The following is a 24303-nucleotide window of genomic DNA, read 5'->3' as shown; positions in this document are numbered from 1 at the left end:
TTGATCGATATCACACAAATTTAGATATATTGTATTACAATTAGGCTCATTCCCTTATGATGGATGCAAGTTAAGTAACACTTAAAAGATTTAAACAGATTAGGAGATACACAATGAACTCTTTCTTTATCCTAGATGAAAACCCATGGGAAGAACTTGGTGGCGGCATTAAGCGTAAAATCGTTGCTTACACTGACGATCTAATGGCAGTACACCTATGTTTTGATAAGGGCGCGATTGGCCACCCTCATACTCACGAAATCCATGACCAAATCGGTTACGTAGTTCGTGGTAGCTTCGAAGCTGAGATTGAAGGCGAAAAGAAAGTCCTTAAAGAAGGCGATGCTTACTTCGCTCGTAAACACATGATGCACGGTGCAGTTGCACTAGAGCAAGACAGCATCCTTCTTGATATCTTCAACCCTGCGCGTGAAGATTTCCTAAAATAATAAACAGCGCAACCTCAGTTGCTAAGGTAAGCATATGAAATCATTAAACATCGCGGTCATTGGCGAGTGCATGGTTGAGCTACAAAAGAAACAAGACGGGCTTAAGCAAAGTTTCGGTGGCGATACACTAAATACTGCACTTTACTTGTCTCGCTTAACAAAAGAGCAAGATATCAACACGAGCTACGTAACAGCGCTAGGCACTGACCCATTCAGTACCGACATGTTAGAAAAGTGGCAAGCGGAAGGTATCGACACTAGCTTAATTGCTCAGCTTGATCACAAACAACCAGGGCTTTACTACATCGAGACCGATGAAACTGGTGAACGCAGTTTCCACTACTGGCGTAATGATGCTGCAGCAAAGTTCATGTTTGACCAGGAAGACACGCCTGCTCTACTTGATAAGTTATTCTCTTTTGATGCGGTTTACCTAAGTGGTATTACGCTTGCTATCTTGACAGAGAATGGACGCACGCAGCTATTCAACTTCTTAGACAAATTTAAAGCGCAAGGCGGCCAAGTATTCTTCGACAATAACTTCCGTCCAAAACTTTGGGAAAGTCAACAAGAAGCGATTTCTTGGTACTTGAAGATGCTTAAGTACACTGACACGGCTCTACTGACGTTCGATGACGAGCAAGAGTTGTACGGCGACGAAAGCATTGAACAGTGTATTGCACGTACGTCTGAATCTGGTGTGAAAGAGATCATCATTAAACGTGGTGCTAAAGACTGCTTAGTAGTTGAAAGCCAAAGCGCTCAGTACGTTGCTCCAAACCCAGTAGACAACATTGTTGATACTACAGCGGCTGGCGACTCGTTCAGCGCGGGCTTCCTAGCTAAGCGCTTAAGCGGTGGCAATGCACGTGATGCAGCGTTAGCAGGTCATATTGTGGCAGGGACTGTGATTCAGCATCCAGGTGCTATCATTCCTCTAGAAGCGACGCCTGATCTGTCTCTATAATTACGCACTTTAACTATTAATCAAGGGTTTGCTTAGTTGAAAGCAAGCCCACATTTAACGTGAGAAAGAATTCATGACGACATTAAATGAACAACTAGCAAACCTAAAAGTAATTCCTGTAATCGCTATCAACCGTGCTGAAGACGCTATCCCTCTAGGTAAAGCACTTGTTGAAAACGGCATGCCATGTGCAGAAATCACGCTACGTACAGAATGTGCAATCGAAGCGATTCGCATCATGCGTAAAGAATTCCCAGACATGCTAATTGGTTCAGGTACTGTACTGACTAACGAGCAAGTTGACGCATCTATCGAAGCTGGCGTTGATTTCATCGTAAGCCCAGGTTTCAACCCGCGCACTGTTCAATACTGTATCGATAAAGGCGTTGCAATCGTACCGGGTGTTAACAACCCAAGCCTAGTTGAACAAGCAATGGAAATGGGCCTTCGCACGTTGAAGTTCTTCCCTGCTGAGCCTTCTGGCGGTACTGGTATGCTTAAAGCACTAACAGCGGTTTACCCTGTTAAATTTATGCCTACTGGTGGCGTAAGCTTGAAGAATGTTGATGAATACCTATCGATCCCTTCTGTACTTGCGTGTGGCGGTACTTGGATGGTTCCAACTAACCTTATCGACGAAGGTAAGTGGGACGAACTAGGCAAGCTGGTTCGTGACGCAGTTGATCACGTTAACGCTTAATCTATTTTAGATTGAGTGATGAAGCCTCACCTCGGTGGGGCTTTTTGTTATCTGGCGTTTATTGCGCTGACTAACCGTAAAACACGCTCAATCAACATTATGTTTCCCCCACACCTTATCGCCTTTCTCTCTATGGGCTCGTCCAGCTCCGCGACTAAGACAGGCAATAACAAGTAATGTAAGCTTTCAATCGACTTCAGCACGCATCTAACGAAGCGTTACTGGTGCCCCCTATCGCCTATCCAGCTTCTTATCCAGCCCCTTACCCAGCAATGTTCCTTTTCGATACGTCATCAAACATCTCTCGTGGCATCTAATGAAGGTCACAATAGACAAAGTGCACCGCAAAATGTGTCCCGTCCGTCCAGTTTAACGCCCACTCAGTGACAAAAATTCCAAATATGCACCTCTATGGCACGAAAAAATGAATAAATAGCATAGAAAGGCTACAGAGCCGCAGACAAATACAAAATAGCGAAGTGAAAACAATGAGCTACACTTGAAATCCCAATACAGAATTTTTCAGTATAGAGTTCCAAATTAACGTGAATGTCGTCGCACAACACACCAATTTGTAGCACATTTGTTACGGTTATAATTAAAATCTTATAGATACGGCAAAGTAAGCGCTTTTGTTTATATTGTAATACATATAAACATTTAACCCTCAATTTATTTTAGATCTCAAACAAAATACACTCACATTTAAATTCAATTAAAACAAATACTTATATAACCACGTGTTAGAGGCCGAAAAATCAATGCGACCTAGATCATACTAAAGACATATTGTAGTACAAATAAACCTTGAGACGCGTTAATCTAAGCCCAGTTAATTATGATATTTAAAAGGCTGAAAAGATGACTATTGATACTTTTGTTGTTCTCGCCTACTTCTTCTTTTTAATCGCGATTGGTTGGATGTTCCGTAAGTTCACCACCTCTACAAGTGATTACTTCAGAGGGGGCGGCAAAATGTTGTGGTGGATGGTTGGTGCAACTGCCTTCATGACACAATTTTCAGCATGGACGTTTACAGGTGCCGCAGGACGCGCATTCAATGACGGTTTCGTTATTGTAATCCTATTCTTAGCCAATGCTTTTGGCTACTTCATGAACTATATGTACTTCGCTCCAAAGTTCCGCCAACTTCGTGTGGTAACGGCGATCGAAGCTATTCGTCAGCGCTTTGGTAAAACGTCTGAACAGTTCTTCACATGGGCAGGTATGCCGGACAGCCTTATCTCTGCAGGTATCTGGCTAAACGGTCTAGCTATCTTTGTAGCAGCGGTATTCAACATCCCAATGGAAGCTACCATTGTGGTAACGGGTATGGTTCTAGTATTGATGGCAGTAACCGGCGGCTCTTGGGCGGTTGTTGCTTCTGACTTCATGCAAATGCTTGTAATCATGGCCGTGACAATCACTTGTGCGGTAGCAGCTTACTTCCACGGTGGCGGCTTAACTAACATTGTTGCTAACTTCGACGGCGACTTCATGTTAGGTAACAACCTAAACTACATGAGCATCTTCATCCTTTGGGTTGTATTCATCTTCGTGAAGCAGTTCGGTGTAATGAACAACAGCATCAACGCATACCGTTACCTATGTGCAAAAGACAGTGAAAACGCACGTAAAGCGGCAGGCCTAGCATGTATCCTTATGGTTATTGGTCCACTAATTTGGTTCCTACCACCTTGGTACGTTAGTGCATTCATGCCTGAGTTCGCTGAGCAATACACATCAATGGGCGACAAAGCCGGTGATGCTGCTTACCTAGCATTCGTACAGAACGTAATGCCAGCAGGTATGGTTGGTCTTCTTATGTCAGCAATGTTCGCTGCGACAATGTCTTCTATGGATTCAGGTCTGAACCGTAACGCTGGCATCTTTGTAATGAACTTCTACAGCCCGATTCTTCGTCAAAACGCGACTCAGAAAGAGCTGGTTATTGTCAGCAAGCTAACCACTATCATGATGGGTATTATCATCATCGCGATTGGCTTGTTCATTAACTCTCTGCGTCACTTAAGCTTGTTCGATATCGTAATGAACGTAGGTGCGTTAATTGGCTTCCCAATGCTTATCCCTGTACTACTTGGTATGTGGATTCGTAAGACGCCTGACTGGTCTGGTTGGTCTACGCTAATCGTTGGTGGCTTCGTTTCTTACATCTTCGGTATCTCGCTTCAAGCAGAAGACATCGAGCACCTATTTGGTCTAGAAACAGCGCTTACTGGCCGTGAATGGAGCGACTTGAAAGTGGGTCTTAGCCTAGCTGCTCACGTAGTGTTTACTGGTGGTTACTTCATCATGACTTCTCGCTTCTACAAAGGCCTATCGCCAGAGCGTGAGAAAGAAGTTGACCAACTATTCACTAACTGGAACACGCCGCTTGTAGCGGAAGGTGAAGAGCAACAAAACCTAGATACTAAACAGCGTTCAATGCTTGGTAAGCTTATCAGCACAGCAGGTTTCGGTATCCTAGCAATGGCTCTGATTCCAAACGAACCAACAGGACGCTTGTTGTTCCTACTATGTGGTTCAATGGTACTAACCGTTGGTATCCTATTGGTTAACGCATCTAAAGCTCCGGCTAAGATGAACAACGAGTCAGTTGCTAAATAGCTAAATAAGCAGCTAACAAGTTAAACCAAAATGAAGCCCATGTTATTCGATAACATGGGCTTTTTGTTTGTCTTCGGTTTATCAAAACGGAATATGAAACGCACCTCGATCAATGCTCACAAACCATAGAAATACCTATCTCCTGCCCTCGTTTCATCTTCTTTTCCAACCTTTCCAATGGTTTGATCTCTTTCTCTGATTGTTTCTGTTACTTTGAATGACAACACAAACACAACAGACAATTACAATGAAAAAAACATCACTATTACTTGCTTCCATTGCTCTGGCACTTTCTGGTGTCGCACACGCTGACCAGCTAGAAGACATTCAAAAATCAGGTACTCTGCGTGTGGGCACCACAGGTGACTACAAGCCTTTCTCTTACTTCGATGGTAAAAGCTACTCTGGCTACGATATCGACGTTGCACAGCACATCGCGGAACAATTAGGCGTTGAATTGAAGATTGTTCGTACCACATGGAAAGATCTACTGGCCGATCTAGACGACGATAAGTACGACATCGCAATGGGCGGCATTACACGTAAAATGCAGCGTCAGTTAAACGCGGAACAAACTCAAGGCTACATGACCTTTGGTAAGTGTTTCTTGGTTGCAAAAGGCACCGCAGAACAGTACGACAGCATTGAGAAAGTGAACCTCTCTTCTGTTCGTGTGGGCGTGAACATTGGCGGTACTAACGAGATCTTTGCCGACGCGAACTTGCAGAATGCAAGCTTCACACGCTACGAGAACAATCTCGACGTACCGAAAGCAGTAGCAGAAGGCAAAGTTGATGTGATGGTAACAGAAACGCCTGAAGGTCTATTCTATCAAGTAACTGATGAACGTCTTGAAGCGGCACGCTGCGAAACTCCATTCACCAACAGTCAGTTCGGCTATCTGATTCCTAAAGGTGAACAACGTTTGTTGAACACGGTGAACTTCATTATGGATGAGATGAAATTGAAAGGTGTTGAAGAAGAGTTCCTGATCCACAACTCCCTTAAGTAACTCTTTTCAATTTATACCGTAACAAAAAAGAGGCCAGCAATGCTGGCCTCTTTCGTTATGGTTTAATGGTTCGCTTTTAGTTTAATCGTTAGATTCTAATAGCTAGCCTCCAATTTAGCGTTAACCGTGAGTGATGACATTTTGTTGCACTAACGCATCCAAAATATCCGAAGGCATGGTGCTACTTAAGGTTAGCTTTGGCGCAAGGTCTTCAACCACAATCACCTGTTCCGTAGTACCTAAGCCATCCGGGTTGATCGTAAGCTCAATATCATCCCCGTCCACTTTCGCGTCTATCTGTTTTAGCAACGCGGTCATGTCTGGAGATGTATTTTTAAGCTCCGGCAACACTTCTCTCAAGTCAATGCTGTCCCCTTCCGACAAATCAAAGTCGGTAATCGTATCTTCAACACCATCTTCGATGTTAAGCCATACGAACGAGTCCATACCATCACCACCAGTCAGAATGTCTGAGCCTCCGCCGCCAATCAGGGTGTCGTTACCGTCACCGCCAACAAGCGTATCGTCACCTGCGCCACCTTCAAGTCGATCATTCCCTGAACCACCCGTTAAGTCAGTCGCATTAGCACCAGCCAGTAACTGAACATCATCGGTTTCCGAAGCCAAGTTAATATCAACTGCGTTAGACACAATGTTCAAGTTAAGGTCAATCGATGCAGAGGTTGCTGTATCGTTGTTGTCAGTCTCTTCAGAAACCGCCTCGACTTTCAGTGTGTAGTTACCTGGAGTTTGAGAAAGCCCAACCGCTTGCAAGCTTTCAATTGCATCTGCCGTTGCTACCCAAACACCACCGCCAAGATCCGTCACAGAACCCGCAGCACTGGTGATTTGAGCGCCAGCAGGTACATCACTGATATGCAGCGTTAGCTCTTCTGTAATGTCCGTTAAGGCTGCGATAATCCCAACTAAAGGAATGCCACTCGCACTCACAGACTGACTCGCAGTAATGTTTCTCACGTAGTTAGTCGCACTATCGATAGACAGGGTTGGTGCATTCGCCACTGGCGTCACCGCGATGTTGTAAACCACAGGTGCTGTCTCTATCGCAATACCTGAAGGGTTGCCGCTGTCTTTGGCAACAACTTCTAATCCAATGCTATTGGTTGGAGACAGGCTCGCATCAAGGAAAACACCATTTGGACTGGTTGGCGTATCAATCAACGCATTCAGGTCACTCAATGTCCCCACTAAGATGACTGAACCCGTGTTGTTGCCGTTAACAACAACCGTCGTCACTGCTGGAAGTGATACATTCAATGTACCGTAATCCACCGTCAGCGTGACGGTCATCAGATCATCAGAAAATGTATCTACATAATCAGGGTCACTGACATTGATACCACTCAACAGTTGACCAGCATCCTCGTCAATAACCGTAGTGACACTGTCACCATTAACGACCGGTGTATCGTTCACTCCATCGACAATCGCGGTGATCTCCGCTGTATCCGTTAGGAAGTCATTAGCGCCGTTGGTTGTACCATCATCCTCTACGGTATAGGTAAACTTAACGTTGCCGTTGTATTCATCAGCTGCCGTAAATACCCAGTATGGGCCAGTGATCGTAGCATCATCAGCACCACCTACGTTCTCGAAGCGTTGTAGTTGACCTTGGCCTTCATCGAGCGCCAGATTAGTCACGGTAATCGTGTCGTTTTCCGGATCGCTCGTCGCAGCAATTAAATCGCCCTCTTTGATGATCAACTGACCTTCTTCAAGGATGTTGCCTAAGTCGATGTCCGTTGCTACAGGAGCGTCATTCACTTCCGTTACTTCAAGACTAATTTCAGCACTGTCGGTTAGGAAGTCATCCGCGCCATTAGTTGTACCGTCATCAGTAATTGAGTAATTGAATTTAACGTCACCGTTAAAGTCGTTGTCCGCTACAAATAGCCAGAATGGTCCGGTAATCGCCGCGTCATCGGCGCCACCTGCATTTTCAAAGCGGGTTAGTTGGCCTTGTCCCTGAGTCAGAGTTACACCAGTTACTGTTAAGTTGTGGTTTTCTGGGTCAGAGCTTGCTGCAATTAAATCCCCTTCAACAATGACGATTTGACCATCTTCTGCAATCGAACCTAAATCAACGTCTGTCGCGACAGGTGCATCATTCACTTCCGTTACGATGAGGCTAATTTCAGCGCTATCGGTCAAGAAATCATCCACACCATTGGTTGTGCCATCATCGATAATGGAATAGTTGAATTTCACATCACCGTTGAAATCATTATCTGCAACGAACAGCCAGAATGGTCCGGTAATCGCCGCGTTATCGGCGCCACCTGCGTTTTCAAAGCGCGTTAATTGGCCTTGTCCTTGAGTCAGGGTTACACCCGTAACCGTCAGGTTATGGTTTTCAATGTCAGAACTTACTGAAATCAAGTCTCCTTCCACAATCACTATTTGACCATCTTCAGCAATCGAACCTAAATCAACATCAGTTGCCACAGGAGCGTCATTCACTTCCGTTACTTTAATGGTGAAAGTAGTTTGGTTGGTCTGTGCTGTATTCGGATCACCCGCATCAATCAAGCCATTATTACCGCCGTCATCGAGTGTTGCATTAATCGTGACTAAACCACTCTGGTTGAGATAGTTCTGGTCTGGGTCTGGTTTGAAAGTCACGGCTCCATTAGTCAATGCGGTATTGATGTCGGCTTCTTTACCGGTAATCACCAATGAGCCACCAGGTTGCAATACAAACGTCACGTCAGGTGAGCTCGTAAACTCAAACACACCTTGCGCTCCCGGAAGTGTTTGATCGACTTGCAACGTAAGAACATACGGAGCGTCTGGATTATCAAAGTTAGCATCAACGTCGTAGATACTAAAGTTGTCGATAGCAACACTAATGTCTTCCGATGTTTCAATATTCGTTACGTTCACAAAGATCGGTTGATCGTTAATAGGATCAATCACCAGATCAACATCGAAGCTGGTTGGCGTCCCCAAATATTCGGTGTTATCAGCGTCAGTATCCACAGAGCGAACGGTAATCTGCAGCGGGCCATTAATGCCTAATACATTACCCGTATCGCTATTGTGTTCACCTGAATTGAATACGATCTTATCGAGCGACTGTGCAGGAACATCAAGTGTCCAAAGCTGCGTAACTGGATCATAACTAGCCAAGGTTGTGCCGTCTGGATAATAGATAGAGGCATCTTGAGGAACGCCCGCAACTTCTACTCGAAGTGTCTCTGGTGCATTCTCGGTATAAGTGCCGTTGCCCGTTGCAGATAGCTCTTTATCCAAAATCGTCGCATTGATTTCGATATCAATGTTTTGACCTTCGTTACCTGTCACAGAATCTGTTGGATTAGTATCAACATCATCACCCACAGGTACCACATGCAGCTTAAAGCTTGGCAGATTTGATGCTGCAGTAGGCACACCCAACAAAGATTCTTGAGTAAATACGGCAACACCAAATTCAGCCGTACCACTGAAGTCCTTAGGCGGTAAAATCGAAATCTCACTCAAGTCGAACGATAACCCTGATGCTTGAGGTAGTTGAACACTCCACTCACCACCACCATTATTCTTCACCGTGTATGCCGAACCAGCATCTGCACGCATCTGGAAGCCATCAGGTACATCTGTAAACTTAATCGACACAAACTGTTCTGAGCCATCAAGGTCAGTCAGTGCAATCGATACAGGCCCTGTGCCCGACAAAGAAATCAGCTGGTCCTCAGTACCCGTAATCTCGATAACATCAGGATCGCTACCCGGGCCAGTGACAGACACGTCATCCACCACAGGAACGACTTCAAAACTGACATTGGTAGAGAAAGTATCGGTATCAGTCGCGCTGCCAGTTGGCGAAGCTGCATCATTGTATGTAGCAGTATCGGTAATCGTCCCGCTGACATTCACTTGCACCTGATTTACGTCATTATCTGTTGGGTAATTTAACGCCGGTCGGAATAGTACATTATCCAACGCGCCTGCATTAATCTCAGCTTCATTAAAGGTCACCGATGTGCCAAGCGATACCCCTGCGCTGGTATAGAAAGCCCCAACACTCGTGTCATTTAACGTCAGTGTGATAGAGGTGAATTTTTCGTCACCACCTTCAACTCCGCTTACTTGGTCATCAATGGTCGAGCTGAAATCAAGTTGGATATAGGTATCTTCGTAGCCGACTGGATCTTGCCCTGCTTGACCGTCGGTATCGACAGGGTTAAACGAATCGTCAAGCGAACCAACGACAGTAACGTCAATATCTGGGTTACCTTCAACATCAGGAGCAACTTTAATGACTACTTCTGTCACTAGAGTTTTCTCATCCCCCGACAATACGTCTTTAGTTACTATCGTCAACGGCAACCTAAAGTCGCCGGAGTAGTCGGCTGGTAAGTTAAGCAGTAGTCCAGAGAGGTCGGTCGAGACCCCTTGATCGACGGTAGTCTGGAATACATATTTGCCATTAACAAAGTCTAGGTCGCTGCTTCCCGATAAACTAATTGGGAAGGTGACTTCGTTCACCGCTCCTGGATTAATGGTCACACTGTCATCAATAATGATGGTCACTTGATCAGTTGAGTCATCTTCGCCCGAGAAAGTAATTAAACCATTCAATGCCGTACCTAGATCTAACTGGGTGTCCTCAATCGCATCAACAACACTGTCTGGTGTTATATCAATATCGGCTGCAACCTTAGTACTCCCAGCCACCACTTGAGGGAATGACAGAGTGACTTCTCCGTCCCTACGAGCGGCCGTAGATGACTCAACCTCAGCACCATCACCTCGGTCTATTACCGTGCTAAAGATATCCATCTTGATGTCATTGAACCCTCCTGCCCCGCTGTTTCCTGAAGGAAGAACAAGGCCGTTCGATGCACTGATGCTAAATATGTCTTCATTCGTTACAACCCAGCGCCCATTGCCTTCATAAGCAGCGCCAATAACGAGCAGTTGATTGAGTACAGCATCTGATAGCTCCGAACCGTCCACGTTTGTTAATTCAATAACTAACTGGTCAACTTCTTCGATAGCGGACGAAGCATCTGTTTCTTGATATCGAATGACGAACTCATCCGTAACCGATGTATTATCGCTGTTGGTTGTGAACTTAAGCACGCCAGTGTTTGCATCAGCAACTACGGTTGCTAGTGCTCCAGTACCCAGCACATCATCGACGATAAGCTTGTTGCTAGCGTCTTTCGGCTCAACGACTGGACGTACGATAACATCAATCGAGCCCGTGATTGTCGCGGTAGCGATGCCCTGACCAGGATCAGTCGCATCAACATACTCATGATCTCGCTCTTCGATCATGACAACCGTATTAAGCGTAAAGTCGGTGCTCGAGTCTTGTTCAGGTGTGATCTGAATAAAATTATTGTTCAGTGCAATTTGAGTAAACTCTTCTGCCGTCTGTCCACTCTTCGGCGTAATGGTTAAAGTGCCTGCTGAAGCATCGTAAACCCAAGTTACATCGCCATTAACCACAACACTTTCAACATCTGTCGGAATGGCACTGATCACAATAGAAGTGAAATGCTCATCATCATCAATATAATCAGTACCCTCTGGGTGCCAATCAATACTGATCGCCGTATCTTCATCGCCATTAGTGACTGTGCTGTACGTCGCTGAGGTATCGATTCTAGGTTCGACCAACACTCGCACTTCTTGGTCAAACGTAAGCGTATGACCGTCATTCTCAGTCACGATCACTTTACCCTGAATGTGAATGTTCTCTGTTGAAGAATCGACAGGTCTGATGCGGATTCCTGAGGTTTTAACTGCGTCAGTGATGTTCGCTTCGTAGATAGGTTTAGAAAGATCGGGGCTACCACCCGGACCGGTTTCGTAACCGACAAAGTTAAGGTCAATAATGGTACCGTCACCGTCTTCCAGAATAACGCCATCAGGAATACCCGAGAGGATAACGGTTATGGATTCTGAACCATCGTCAGGTAATGGGGTTTGATCTACTGCTGCAGGATCAGGTCTTCTCTCTCCCGACAACACGGTGAAATCAAGCTCGGCGTAGCTGTCTCCATTCTGGCTCTCTTGGATCGTGGTTTGAACACCAGGTGTTGTGCCATCGGTGATTGCTGTCCAAGCCGAACCGTTTGTACCGCCATAAGGAATATCTGCAACCCCTTTAACCTCAACGTTAACCGTTTTAGTTCCTAGGATTTCTTCATCAACTTGTGCACCAGTAGAGAGGTTCGCAGTGTCTTTAACCACACCGGTTACATCAAAAGTAAAATCGACATTGCTGTGTTTAGTCGGAACAATCTCTACGTTGGCGAGATCGGAATACGCCACTTCCTGATAATCAATACCGTTAATGGTGATTGTAGGAACTGGGGTCGTAGTTCCAAGGAAATAAAGCACCGCCCCTTCGGTAATATTACTGATACGAACAAATAGCTCTTCTGAACCATCAGTGTCCACTGAGCCGTTCATTGTGATGACTTCGTCTAGCGTGAAGGCATCTTTGTTGTCCAGAGGACCTAGGTAGTCTGGGTCATCAATATTGTCTTCGTTAATACGAATCCTGTTAACACTGAATGAACCAGGATCCGCGTCGGCAGTCACATCAATGATAATATTTTGCTCAACAGAGCGAGCGGTCGTTTTGTCTAACCCGCCGTTCGCTGAGTCATCGTATGGGTTAAGCGTCTCTTCCGTAATTGCCGTCGCTTTGAACTCAATTTGTCCAGAGAAGTTGTCGATTGGGTTAACGACTGTGCTATTGATATCAGCAGATGCGATGATATAAACACCATTAACAGGCGTTAACACATTGCCATTTTGATCAAGTAACTCAAACTTCCCATCACCCTGAATCGCTTCAAGTTCATAGGTAATCGTCTCAGTATTACTGTTATCTTGCGATTCAGCATTCAGCTGCAACGTAACATTGTCTTCATCTTCATTCACTTGATACTGATAAGTACTGTTGGCGTCATCCCACGTTGCAATATCCGCTACCGCTTCAATCTCGATTCTGAAGTTTGAGTTAACGGTGTGATCCGTATTGCCATTTTTCTCAATTTCTAGCTCATAACGAACGCGCCCACCAGTTTCATCCGAACTAGCGTGTTGGTCCGGAACAAAGAACAAGTTGTCTATCGTCGCAATAGTTTGTCTTGGCTCATTCGGATTTGGAGCAAAGCTTTGTTCGAGTTGAGGAGGACCAAATATAATGCTCCCATTTGACTCAGGCACTAATTCAATGTAGTCAGCACCATCAAAGTAATAAAAAGTACCTTGATGACTATCACCTCCGTTCGGGCTTTTAATCGTCAACTGGCCAATAGATTCAGCGTTATCTTGGTCATACAGACTAACTTGCAGCGCAACTTGAGCTGGCGCATTAGGCAAACCATTTTGGTTATCTTGAATATTCTCAAGAGCCGGCTCATCGCCTGTTGCATAAGGTATGGTTGAGTCTCTACCCGCATCCTCGAAGGTCGTCACTTTCAGAGCGATTCTTGTAGAGTCCCTATCAGTAATCGTTATATCTAACGGTGTTTCAGAGGTATCTAAATCGCCATCCGTCGCAATCACATTAATCGAAAAATCGATGGTGTCTAGGCCGTCATGATCGAGATAGCCGTTAGCTCTAAATTCAACCTCGCCATTTGAGTTGATACGCAAACGCCCTAGCTCACGGGTGTCCACGCCACCACTACCATCGTCGGTTTGTTCGTACACTCGTACTTGTTGACTACCGCTATTTAAATCGAAACTGCTGCTGTACGGCCCGCTGTTTCCTGTACGGAAAACAATATCTGCACCATTACTGGTAATGCCCTCAATTCGACTCAGTACCGCGCCATCCGCGCCGACATCCGTCGCATTAGCAAACATGTCAACTTTGGAATTACCATAGCCCTGGCCTTCAATTCGTGTGATCGATTGAGTTGTCACCAATGGAACATCATCAGTCACCGTGATTTTCAAATCGATCGCGTTTGATTGGTCTTGATCAAAATCTTCTGCAACAACAGAAAAGTTAAGGTCAATTGCGTTTTCATTCGCGCCATCAGGGTGCTTAAGTGGTTTAAACAATTCAAACTGATAGCTGTTATCCGAGGTATCGAAAATAATCTCAAACACAGCTTCATTACTCGTTGCAGTTTGAGCAACGTAAGTAAATGTTGTGCCGCTTTGTGAAACAGCAAGCCACTCTAAACTTTCTCCGTTGGAGGTTAAGCCAGTCAGAACCAAATCTTCATCAACCAGTTCATACTTCACAACACCATCCGCGCCTTCATCGACAGTGAACAGGCCATTAATAATGGTGTCTTCAGATTGATCGGAACCAATACCAGTAAGATCGTCTTCATCGACAACCGTTTCACCCGTCGGCGCACTCATTACTGGCGCATCGTCTAGCACCTCGATTGGCAATACATATTGGTTAGAATCATCACCGTCACCATCAACCGCAACGACATCAAATGGAATCGTTAAGGTATTGGAATTCGGGCTTGTTGGGTGGTTTAGAGGACCTAGCAACGTAAACGTATAAGAGCCGTCATTCGCTAGCGCGAGCGTGAAGATAGGAGTTCCACTTGTCGTCGTACCTTGATAGGTCGTTGTGTTGGCGGCACCTGTGACTTCTGTAATAGAAATCGCTTCAGTTCCAGAGGTCAATGTCGCTTCAAGCGCAGAGATATTACGCAGTTCGTAAACCTCTACTTGGTCTGCACCTTCTGTGGTAACAAATGCACCTGTTGCTTGAGAAATCGCAGAGCCGAGATCATCTTCATCAACCACAAATGTGCTGGTCGCTGTCGTATCGGTAATGACAGGCACATCATCGGTGATAGTAACGGTCAAAGGTTTCATCACAGAGTCGGTATTGTCTTGGTCGACCGCGATCACTGGCAGAGTGAATACTTGATCGTTGTTGCCTTGCACAGGCAGATGATCGAGCTCTTCCAACAAAGTGAAGGTGTATTCGCCTAGCACTACACTATTAAAAGTGATGGTAAAGATATCCGTTTGAACACCCCCACTCTCAACGAAACCAATATAGGTTCCGCTGTTGGCTGGATCTTCTTTAAGCTGAACCACTAGGCCATCCGATTTCAAATCACCAGACGTGTTGAACTGAGTGGTATCAATACGGAAATAGCTCACATCATCACTTCCCGCTGTGAAAGCAATGGTTTCAGTTTGGCTCACAGGTAAGCTCGGAGATGAACCATCCACGAGATTCGCTTCTTCCAATGCAACCGTTGGTACAGTATCAATTACCGGTGGAGCACCATCTGAAATCGTCAATGTCACGGTCGAAGTAACAATATCACCGTCTTTATCTTCTGATGTCACGGTAATCGTCTTAACGATATCACCACCAGAATGATTCAGGTTTCGATTAGGCTCAAAGCGCACATCACCTTCAAGCGTGATAAACAACGAACCTTCCGTAAATACAAACTCTTGCTCACCAGTGTTGGTTTGCACCAGAGACTCTTCAGGCTGACTACCATAAGTAAATTTGGTTATGGTGGCGCCATCAGCACTTTGCGCAGGCATCACATCAAATGTCGTTGTGGTAGGTGTGCCCGTGCTTGGTTCAGTGATGCTAAGCGCACCAGACTTCATTAACTGGACATCATCGGTAATGGTTACTGAAAGCGGTTTAGACGCTGAAATATCGCCATCGGTGTCTTGCGCGTAAACAGAAAGATCAAAACTCAGATCGTTGCTTCCTAAGCCATCAACGTGATCCAAACGCTCAAGCAGCGTAAAGGTATACTGGCTAGGATTAGTATCATCAAAATCTAGGGTGAATATGATTTTCTCACCACCCGAACCATCCGTCGTAAACGCAATGTAGTCGCCAGAACCCGCAGGCTCCTCACGTAAACTCAATTCAAGGCCATCAGACTTCAACACGCCGTTGGTATTGAACAGCCCAGCTTCAACGACTATTTTTCCAATGTCATCACTGCTCGCTAGCGAGGTGATAGTCTGAGTCACACTGACAGGCGTTCCGCTAGGTGTCGAACCATCCGCAAGTAAGCTTTCCGACAAGCTGACACTTGGCACAACGTTGATTGTTGGTCCATCGCCATCAACAATCGTAAGCGTGACTGTTGATGAAAAGGTATCTTTATCAAAGTCAGAAGACGTAAACACAATCGACTTAACAATGTCGCCCGCAGAATGATCTAGATTTCGGTTTGGTTCGAACCTTACATCACCGCTTAGCGTGACAAACAATGAGCCTTCAGTGAAGGTAAACTCTTGCTCGCCATTGTTAGTTTGATCCAAGGTGATCGCTGAACCGCCACCAAAAGTAAACTGAGTAATGGTCGTCCCATCAGCACTTGGTGTAGGCATTACATCAACAGTAGCAGTGGTTGGTGTGCCAGTATTTGGCTCTGTGATGCTTAACGTGCCATCTTGCATCTGTTGAATGTCATCTTGTATCGTTACCATGACATCGCGTTTAACCGAATCATCACCATCGGTATCAACGGCGTAAACAGGCAGGTTGAAGTTGAGGCTGTTATTAAGATCACCATCAAGGTGATCTAACGCCTCAATCAAAGTGAAGGTGAACTGCCCTTTATTAACGCTATCAAAATCAATGGTGAATACATTAGTTACGTTACCGGCCCCGTCATCAGTAAACCCGATGTAGTCGCCAGGTGAAGCAGGATCTTCTTTTAACTGAACAACAAGACCATTTGATTTGAGTAGGTCGCCAGGATTGAACTCGTTGGTTGCAATTCTAAAGTGGCTTAAATCATCACTACCCACGGTATAAGTGATCGTTTGTGTCGAGCTAACCGCTGAACCACTCGGCATAGAGCCATCAGTAAGACCAACTTCCGATAGGTTAATATCTGGCACTACATCGATAACCGGATCAATTCCGTCTTTGATCGTCAACGTGACATCCGCGGTATCGGTATCGTTATCAAAATCACTGGTCGTCACGACTATCGTTCTCACGATATCGCCAGATGAATGGTCTAGATTTCTACTTGGTTCAAAGCGCACCTCACCTTCAATCGTGATGTACAGTAAGCCATCGGTTACGGTAAAAACTTGTTCTGTAGACACAGTTGGGTCTAACGTAACAGCCGTGCCACCATCGTAGATAAACTGAGTCACTTTCGCGCCATCAGCACTCTGTGTCGGCATAACGTCGATTGTTGGCGTGGTTGGCGTACCTGCTGCTATATCAGCAAGTGAAGGCTCAGTGATACTTAACGCCCCATCTTGAACGCCTTGTACATCATCGGTGATCACCACGGTCATTGGCGACATTGCAGAATCATCACCATCGGTATCAACCGCTAAAACAGGGACATCGAAACTTAGAGTATTGTTTTGTAATCCATCTGTATGGTCTAACGCTTCAAGCAGTGTGAACGTATATTGCCCTAGATTGGTTGTCGAGAAACTGATCGTGAAGACGTTGGTTTCGACGTTAGAACCGTCCTTGACGAAGCCAATGTAATTACCAGAATTCGCTGGCTGCTCTTTAATCTCAACCTCTAATCCATTCGACTTCAAAGCCCCCGAAGTATTGAACTGAGCAGGGTCAATTCTGAAATAACTAACATCGTCACTACCCTCTGAATAGGTAATAACTTGAGTCATCGCCACTGGATTGCCGGTTGGCGAAGAACCATCAGCGAGATCCACTTCTGAGAGCGTAATTCCAGGGACCAAATCGATCGTTGGAAGATCACCATCGGTAATCTTCAATGTCACGGTAGATGAGACGATATCACCATCAAGGTCAGTAGATGTAACAACAATCGTCTTAGTAATATCACCACTCGTGTGATCTTGATTTCGCACAGGCTCGAATCGTATCTCACCTTCTGTGGTAATAAATACAGAACCTTCAGTGAACACAAACTCTTGCTCGCCATTCACATTGAGATCAAGGCTTTCTGCACTGTTTCCATCAAACACAAATGAAGTGATTTTTGCTCCATCTGCGCTCTGATTTGGCATCACGTCCAGAGTATTCGATGTTTCGACGACTCCAGCAGGCTCACGACTGGTTATTGTGCCGCCTTGCATCAACTGCACATCATCACCAATAGTCACGCCAAGCTGAGAGACTAACGAATCGTCGCCGTCACTATCCACCGCATACACAGGCAGATCAAAACTCAGGTCGTTGTTGCCACGTGCATCTTGATGATCCAAGGCTTCGATTAAGGTAAAGGTGTATTCACCTAAGGTTGTCCCAGAAAAACTCAACGTAAATACTGTGGTTACCGCATTCGACGAGCTGGTTGTAAATCCGATGTAGTTGCCCGACCCTTGCGGATCTTCACGTAATTCAACAGCTAAACCATTCGATGTGAGTGCATCATTGGTATTGAACTCTGTTGGTTCAAGGCGGAAGCGGACCACATCATCACTTTGATTAGTGAAGGTGATGGTTTCGGTTTGACTTACCGCACTGCCACTTGGGGCTGAACCATCCGTCAGGTTCGTTTCAGATAAGCTAACCGTTGGAATAACATCAATGGTTGGAATATCACCATCGGTGATCGTTAACGTAACGGTTGACGTGACTGAGTCTTTGTCGAAATCGCTTGAGGTCACCACTATCGACTTAACAATATCGCCGGCCGTATGGTCAAGATCTCGATTAGGCTCAAAGCGAACTTCACCTTCGAGGGTAATGTACAGTTTGCCTTCTGCGAAGATAAACTGCTGTTCGCCTGCAATATTTTGATCGAGGGTGTTTACGACGCCATCATAAGTGAACTGAGTGATGGTCGCGCCGTCAGCACTTTGGTTTGGCATGACATCAAAAGTAGCCGTGGTCGGTGTACCAGCCGCTAAATCAGCGACGGTCGGCTCGGTAATATTGAGCGCACCACCTTGCATGATTTGAACATCATCATCAATCGTTACATTAAGCTGCGATACCAGTGAATCATCACCATCACTGTCTACCGCATAAACAGGCAGATCAAAGCTCAGATCATTGTTCGCTAGGCCAGCAACATGGTCTAGCGCTTCAAGTAGAGTGAAAGTGTATTCACCTAACGTGGCTGAAGAGAAGCTAATGGTAAACACGGGGACTTCAGCGCTCGAACCGTTGGTAATAAAGCCTATGTAAGTGCCCGGATTAGCAGAATCTTCTTTTATCTCGACCGCAAACCCATTCGATTTCAGTACACCACCGACATTAAACTCAGTTGGTTCAATGCGGAAACTCGTCACATCATCACTTTGGTTAGTGAAAGTAATCGTCTCGGTTTGACTTACTGCGCTACCGCTCGGGCTAGAGCCATCGCTAAGGTTAGTTTCAGATAGAGTAACGCTTGGCACGGCATCGATGGTTGGGATATCACCATCGGTAATCGTCAGCGTAACCGTTGCTGTCACGGGATCGTTATCGAAGTCACTTGAAGTCACCACAATCGACTTCACGATGTCTTCGCTCGTTGTGTGGTCTAAATTACGATTTGGCTCAAAACGCACTTCACCTTCAAGAGTGATAAACAACTCACCTTCTGTGAAGCTAAATTGCTGCTCACCATTGTCAGTTTGATCCAATGTTCGAGTTTGACCATCATACGTAAATTGAGTGATCGTCGCGCCATCGGCACTTTGTTCTGGCATCACATCGATGGTATTGGTTGTTACAGTACCACCAGCCAAATCAGCAACATTCGGTTCAACGATATCTAATGTGCCGTTTTGCATGATTTGGACATCATCACCAATGGTCACGTTAAGTTGAGACACCAGTGAATCATCACCATCTTTATCAACAGCGTAAACCGGCAGGTCAAAGCTTAGGTTGTTATTTCCTAGCCCATCAACGTGATCTAACGCTTCCAACAGTGTGAAGGTGTATTGACCGATATTGGTATCCGAAAAACTAATCGTGAACACGTTCGTTTCAACATTAGGCGCCGTCGTCACAAAGCCGATGTAGCCACCCGGCGTACTTGGGTCGACTTTCAACTCAACCGTCAGTCCATTCGATTTTAGAAGGCCGCCAATATTGAACTCAGTAGGTTCAATACGGAAACTCGTCACATCATCACTTTGGTTGGTGAAGGTAATCGTCTCAGTTTGACTGACCGCACTGCCGCTTGGAGTAGAGCCATCACTCAGGTTGGATTCAGATAGCGTAACACTTGGTACATTATCAATCGTTGGAATATCGCCATCGGTAATGGTCAGCGTAACCGTTGAGGAAACAAGATCGTTATCAGAATCACTTGAGGTCACCACTATCGATTTAACAATGTCTCCACCTGTGTGGTCGAGATTGCGATTAGGCTCGAAACGCACGTCGCCCTGTAGGGTGATATACAGCGAACCCTCAGGAACATCAAATTTCTGTTCACCCGTATCGCTTTGGTCAAGTGTTAGTACCGCTCCACCATCGTAGGTCAACTGAGTAATGGTCGTTCCATCAGCGCCTTCTTCATCAAGAACATTAACCGTTGTCGTGGTCGGCGTACCTGCCGCTAAATCCGAGACCGTTGGCTCTTCAATATCGAGTGAGCTATTGACCATCACTTGAACGTCATCGGTGATCGTCACCGCCAACGGAGACATCAGAGAGTCGTCACCGTCGCTATCGACGGCGTAAACAGGCAAGTTGAATGTGAGGTCGTTATTGCCTTGAATCGGCGTGTGGTCAATCGCTTCGATAAGCGTAAAGGTGTATTCACCCAAATTAGTACTGCTGAAATCAAGAGTGAAAACGGTAGTTTCAGTATTCGAAATATCAGTCGTGAAACCGATATAATTACCCGAACCTGCAGGTTCTTCTCTAATCTCGATCACCAGACCATCGGACGTGAGAGAATCGCCAACGTTAAATTCACTAGGCTCTAAACGGAATTTCTCAACATCGTCACTTTGGTTGGTGAAAGTGATGGTTTCTGTTTGGCTAACCGCACTGCCGCTTGGTGATGAGCCATCAGCGAGATCCGATTCTTCAAGAGCAACACTCGGAACAGCATCGATAGTAGGGTTATCACCATCAGTAATGGTCAAAGTAACGGTTGATGTCACCGGGTCGTTATCAAAGTCATTCGACGTCACGACTATCGACTTAACAATGTCTTCACTCGCAGAGTGGTCTAGGTTACGGTTTGGCTCGAAACGCATTTCACCTTCAAGGGTGATGAACAAGCGACCTTCTGCGAAGTTAAACTGCTGCTCGCCTGAAATACTTTGATCCAGTGTATTTACGACACCGTCATAATTGAACTGAGTGATGGTCGCGCCATCTGCACTTTGATCGGGCATCACGTCAATGGTGTTGGTTGTTACAGTGCCGTCAGCAAGATTTGGCTCGATGATATCTAACGTACCGTCTTGCATGATTTGAACGTCATCACCAATAGTCACATTAAGCTGAGACACCAATGAGTCATCGCCATCGCTGTCTACCGCATAAACAGGAAGCTCAAAGCTTAAATCGTTTTTATCTAGGCCATCCACATGGTCTAGCGCTTCAAGTAAGGTAAAGGTGTATTCACCTAACGTAGTAGCAGAGAAACTAATGGTGAATACTGGGATTTCAGAGCCAGAAGCGTTGGTAATAAAACCGATGTAAGTGCCCTGAATAGCAGAGTCTTCTTTTATCTCAACCGCAAACCCATTCGATTTCAGTGTCCCATCGACATTGAATTCAGTTGGTTCAATACGAAATTTAGCTACATCATCACTACCAGCAGTAAAGGTAATCGTCTCGGTAGCGCTGACCGCACTTCCACTTGGAGAGGATCCATCAGCAAGGTTGGCTTCTGAGAGAGTAACTGGCGGGATCAAATCAATGATTGGATCTTGACCGTCAGTGATACTTAGCTCAAGTGTTGAAGTGTCAGTGTCTCCATCACCATCTTCAGCTAAAAACGAGAACTGTTTTACAATGGTTTCACTGTTTGTATGGTCAATATCGCGCGCAACTTCAAAACTAAAATCGCCATTTAGTGAGATGGTTACAACACCCTCAGTAAAACTGAATGTTTGAACAGCATCTGGCAGCAAGCTCTGATCTAGTGAGTAATCAACACCATCATAGTTAAAAGATTGAATTGTCGAGCCATCAGCGCCTTCGAAGTTGAATAGGTTATACGAAACAACGGTATCGCCGGCTAAAGTTGGTTCCGTGACTGACTCAACTTTATCAACTAGCTCAACAACATCATCTGTGACATTAACGAGAATCTCTGCGGCTTCTGGTGTACTCGAACCGCCAGATAGTGCAGAACGGTCGCCATCTGCATCAACAGCATAAATTGGCAATGCAAAAGTTAGCAGCGCATCTTCAGCGCCTTGATGAGAAAGTTCTTCATAAAGATTAAACTCATAGTTGCCCAATGAAGGGCTATCAATTTTAACATCAAAGACCGTAATTCTCGTTCCATTGACCTCAACGTAACCTTCATAAGTTCTTACACCACCGATCTCACCAATCAGCTCAAGTAGCACAGCCTCACCATTTGAAACCAAGGTGCCACCCGTATTAAATTCCGTCGGCTCCAGTTCATAATGGTCGATGATGTCGCTTTCGAAAATATCGGCAGTGATACTTCCGCTCCCCGCTACAGGCGCGGTTCCCTCTTGTGAGCCACCAATGATGCCTGCTTCATCGACACTAATACTGTCGACATTAGTAATGACTGGGCTATCGCCATCAGTGATAACAATGTTGATGTTATTGGTTACAACATCTTGGTCGAAATCGGTAATCGTGATCGGTAAATCGAACGTCAGTGAATCGGTGCCCACTTGTTCTATTGGATTAAACTGCTCGAATTTATAAGTACCATCGGTATCTAGTGAGATAGTGAGAACAACCTCACCTCGACCTTGAATGGACAAAGTGATCGTTGTCCCATCATCAGATAGCCTTGCAAGCGTATTTTGATTATCGCTGAGCAACCCATCAAACTGGTCCAGTGCACCAGCATCAAATACAGCTGATTGAAGATTATCACTACCAATATTGGAGAACGTTCCTTCAATTGCTGCACTGCTAGTTTCTACGTTACTGATATTCACACTTTCAGCAGACGGATCGCCCCCATCAACCACGGCAACTTGCGCATTAATTGGTGTTGCTAATGGGTTTCCGGCGGTGTCTTCACCTTGAATATCAAAAGTGATGTTAATTTGATCGCCTGTATAGGAAACCTGACCGCCACCAACAGACGTTACGTGATCAATTGGTTGAGAAATCGTTGTGGTCAATGAAAGCTCAGCGTTATTTCCAACACTAACAACATCGATGTCGATGCGTAATACTTCATCGGTGCCTTGAACACCAATGATAGAGTTCGTCGCCGCATCATAAGTAAACGTAACGGGTTGACCACTTGAAGTAATATCACTGTTTAGCTCTGTGAGTAGCGAAGCGAGAGACAGTGCTTCTGGAACAAAAGAATCAGGGGAGAGCGCTAAACTACCAGCAATAATCGTTTCGGTAGTTGTAATAGATTGGGGGTAGGTATTGCCAGAAATGGAGCCTTCGGTGAGCACTTCACTGATTGATTGACCTCCCGATGAACGGGTTATTGTTCTGAACTCTTCTCGGTCTTCATCAACCGTTTGTTCTGCTAGACCTGCGGTCTCAAAAAATGTCGACGGATGAGTTTCGGTGTAGTTGTAGTCAATCGTCACAAAGCCAGCGTTTGCAGAACCTAATCCGCCCCCCGCAGCCGTTGCTTCTAAGATTTGGGTCGGATCGGCACCACCTAAAATGGCTTCTTGGATAGCAGCAAATTCATCATCATCAAAATCTCCTGCATCGGCTTGCTGTAAGTCAAAATTAACTTCTCCAGCGATAGGAGCATCAGCCCACACTAAGTCTTGATCAACACAGCCAACACAATTACTTGCCACCTCAGTGACACCGTTTGGGTTACCTAATAACAGCTCTGCTTGGTTTGCAGTGATAACAATCTCGTTTTCACGAATAATATCGCCAACTGAAATTTTTCGTGCGCTTCCATCAGACTTAACCGCAATGACTTCTCCACTCACTGCCTCTACAACTGCAGCTTGGCGCGAAACTTCAATACCCATATATCCCCCGAGGTCACAAAATGCTGTATTGCCCAACATCGTGAAAATGATAGTAATAACGGTTTCAGGCTTAAATTATATTCAGAACTTATTCTCTGCATTAACAATCAATTACGTAGACTGATGTATGTGATGAGTCAGTTCCGTTTCGCCTGTTTTTTTTATAGTTTACTTAACTTTAAGCCTAGTCTTCCTTATCCGAAATGTCATGTCTGTGCGAAGTGACTTCTTTTCACAAATCTAGGCATTCACTTTAGTTTGTTCATGGACTAAGCAAGAGTTTATAGGGTGTTGATTAATATGCAATAAAACGCATACCTTAATTACACCTCAAATTTTTATAAATATATACAGTAATAAAGTTGATAAATCATTAGGATTTATGGGCGATTGATAGGGTCGATATGTACCTAAACCCCAAAGAAGAACTAAATCCCATATTTGAGACAAGGTGCAGCATAAAGCTGATGAGAAACTGTTCAAACACCGTATATGGCGTCAA

6 protein-coding genes are annotated in these 24303 nt (G+C 45.2%); 5 read left to right on the top strand and 1 reads right to left on the bottom strand.

What is annotated here, in order from left to right; all coding sequences use genetic code 11:
• Positions 1-113 precede the first annotated feature (113 nt).
• The 5 genes from AB4249_RS16425 to AB4249_RS16405 all read left to right on the top strand — a co-directional run bounded on the left by AB4249_RS16425 (position 114) and on the right by AB4249_RS16405 (position 5756).
• Entirely contained in the window at positions 114-449 is a 336-nt protein-coding gene (locus tag AB4249_RS16425; RefSeq protein ID WP_009846518.1) for a cupin domain-containing protein, read from the top strand.
• 34 nt (positions 450-483) lie between these two features.
• Positions 484-1416 carry a sugar kinase gene (locus tag AB4249_RS16420; protein WP_017061485.1) on the top strand — a complete coding sequence of 311 codons (933 nt, stop codon included), beginning with the start codon at positions 484-486 and terminating at the stop codon, positions 1414-1416.
• Positions 1417-1489: 73 nt separating this feature from the next.
• Positions 1490-2116, top strand: a complete 627-nt coding sequence (locus AB4249_RS16415) for a bifunctional 4-hydroxy-2-oxoglutarate aldolase/2-dehydro-3-deoxy-phosphogluconate aldolase (protein ID WP_017069898.1) — start codon at positions 1490-1492, stop codon at positions 2114-2116.
• Between the two features lie 861 nt (positions 2117-2977).
• Positions 2978-4744, top strand: a complete 1767-nt coding sequence (locus tag AB4249_RS16410; protein ID WP_102332113.1) for a sodium:solute symporter family transporter — start codon at positions 2978-2980, stop codon at positions 4742-4744.
• 247 nt (positions 4745-4991) lie between these two features.
• Positions 4992-5756 carry a transporter substrate-binding domain-containing protein gene (locus AB4249_RS16405; protein WP_017067326.1) on the top strand — a complete coding sequence of 255 codons (765 nt, stop codon included), beginning with the start codon at positions 4992-4994 and terminating at the stop codon, positions 5754-5756.
• Positions 5757-5876: 120 nt separating this feature from the next.
• Here the strand turns inward: AB4249_RS16405 and AB4249_RS16400 are convergent, their stop codons facing one another.
• Positions 5877-23801, bottom strand: a complete 17925-nt coding sequence (locus AB4249_RS16400; RefSeq protein WP_372104002.1) for a retention module-containing protein — start codon at positions 23799-23801, stop codon at positions 5877-5879.
• Positions 23802-24303 lie beyond the last annotated feature (502 nt).

This window comes from Vibrio sp. 10N.261.55.F4 (assembly GCF_041470465.1).
GTDB lineage: Bacteria > Pseudomonadota > Gammaproteobacteria > Enterobacterales > Vibrionaceae > Vibrio > Vibrio crassostreae_C.
This window is presented reverse-complemented; position numbering and strand designations above follow the sequence as displayed.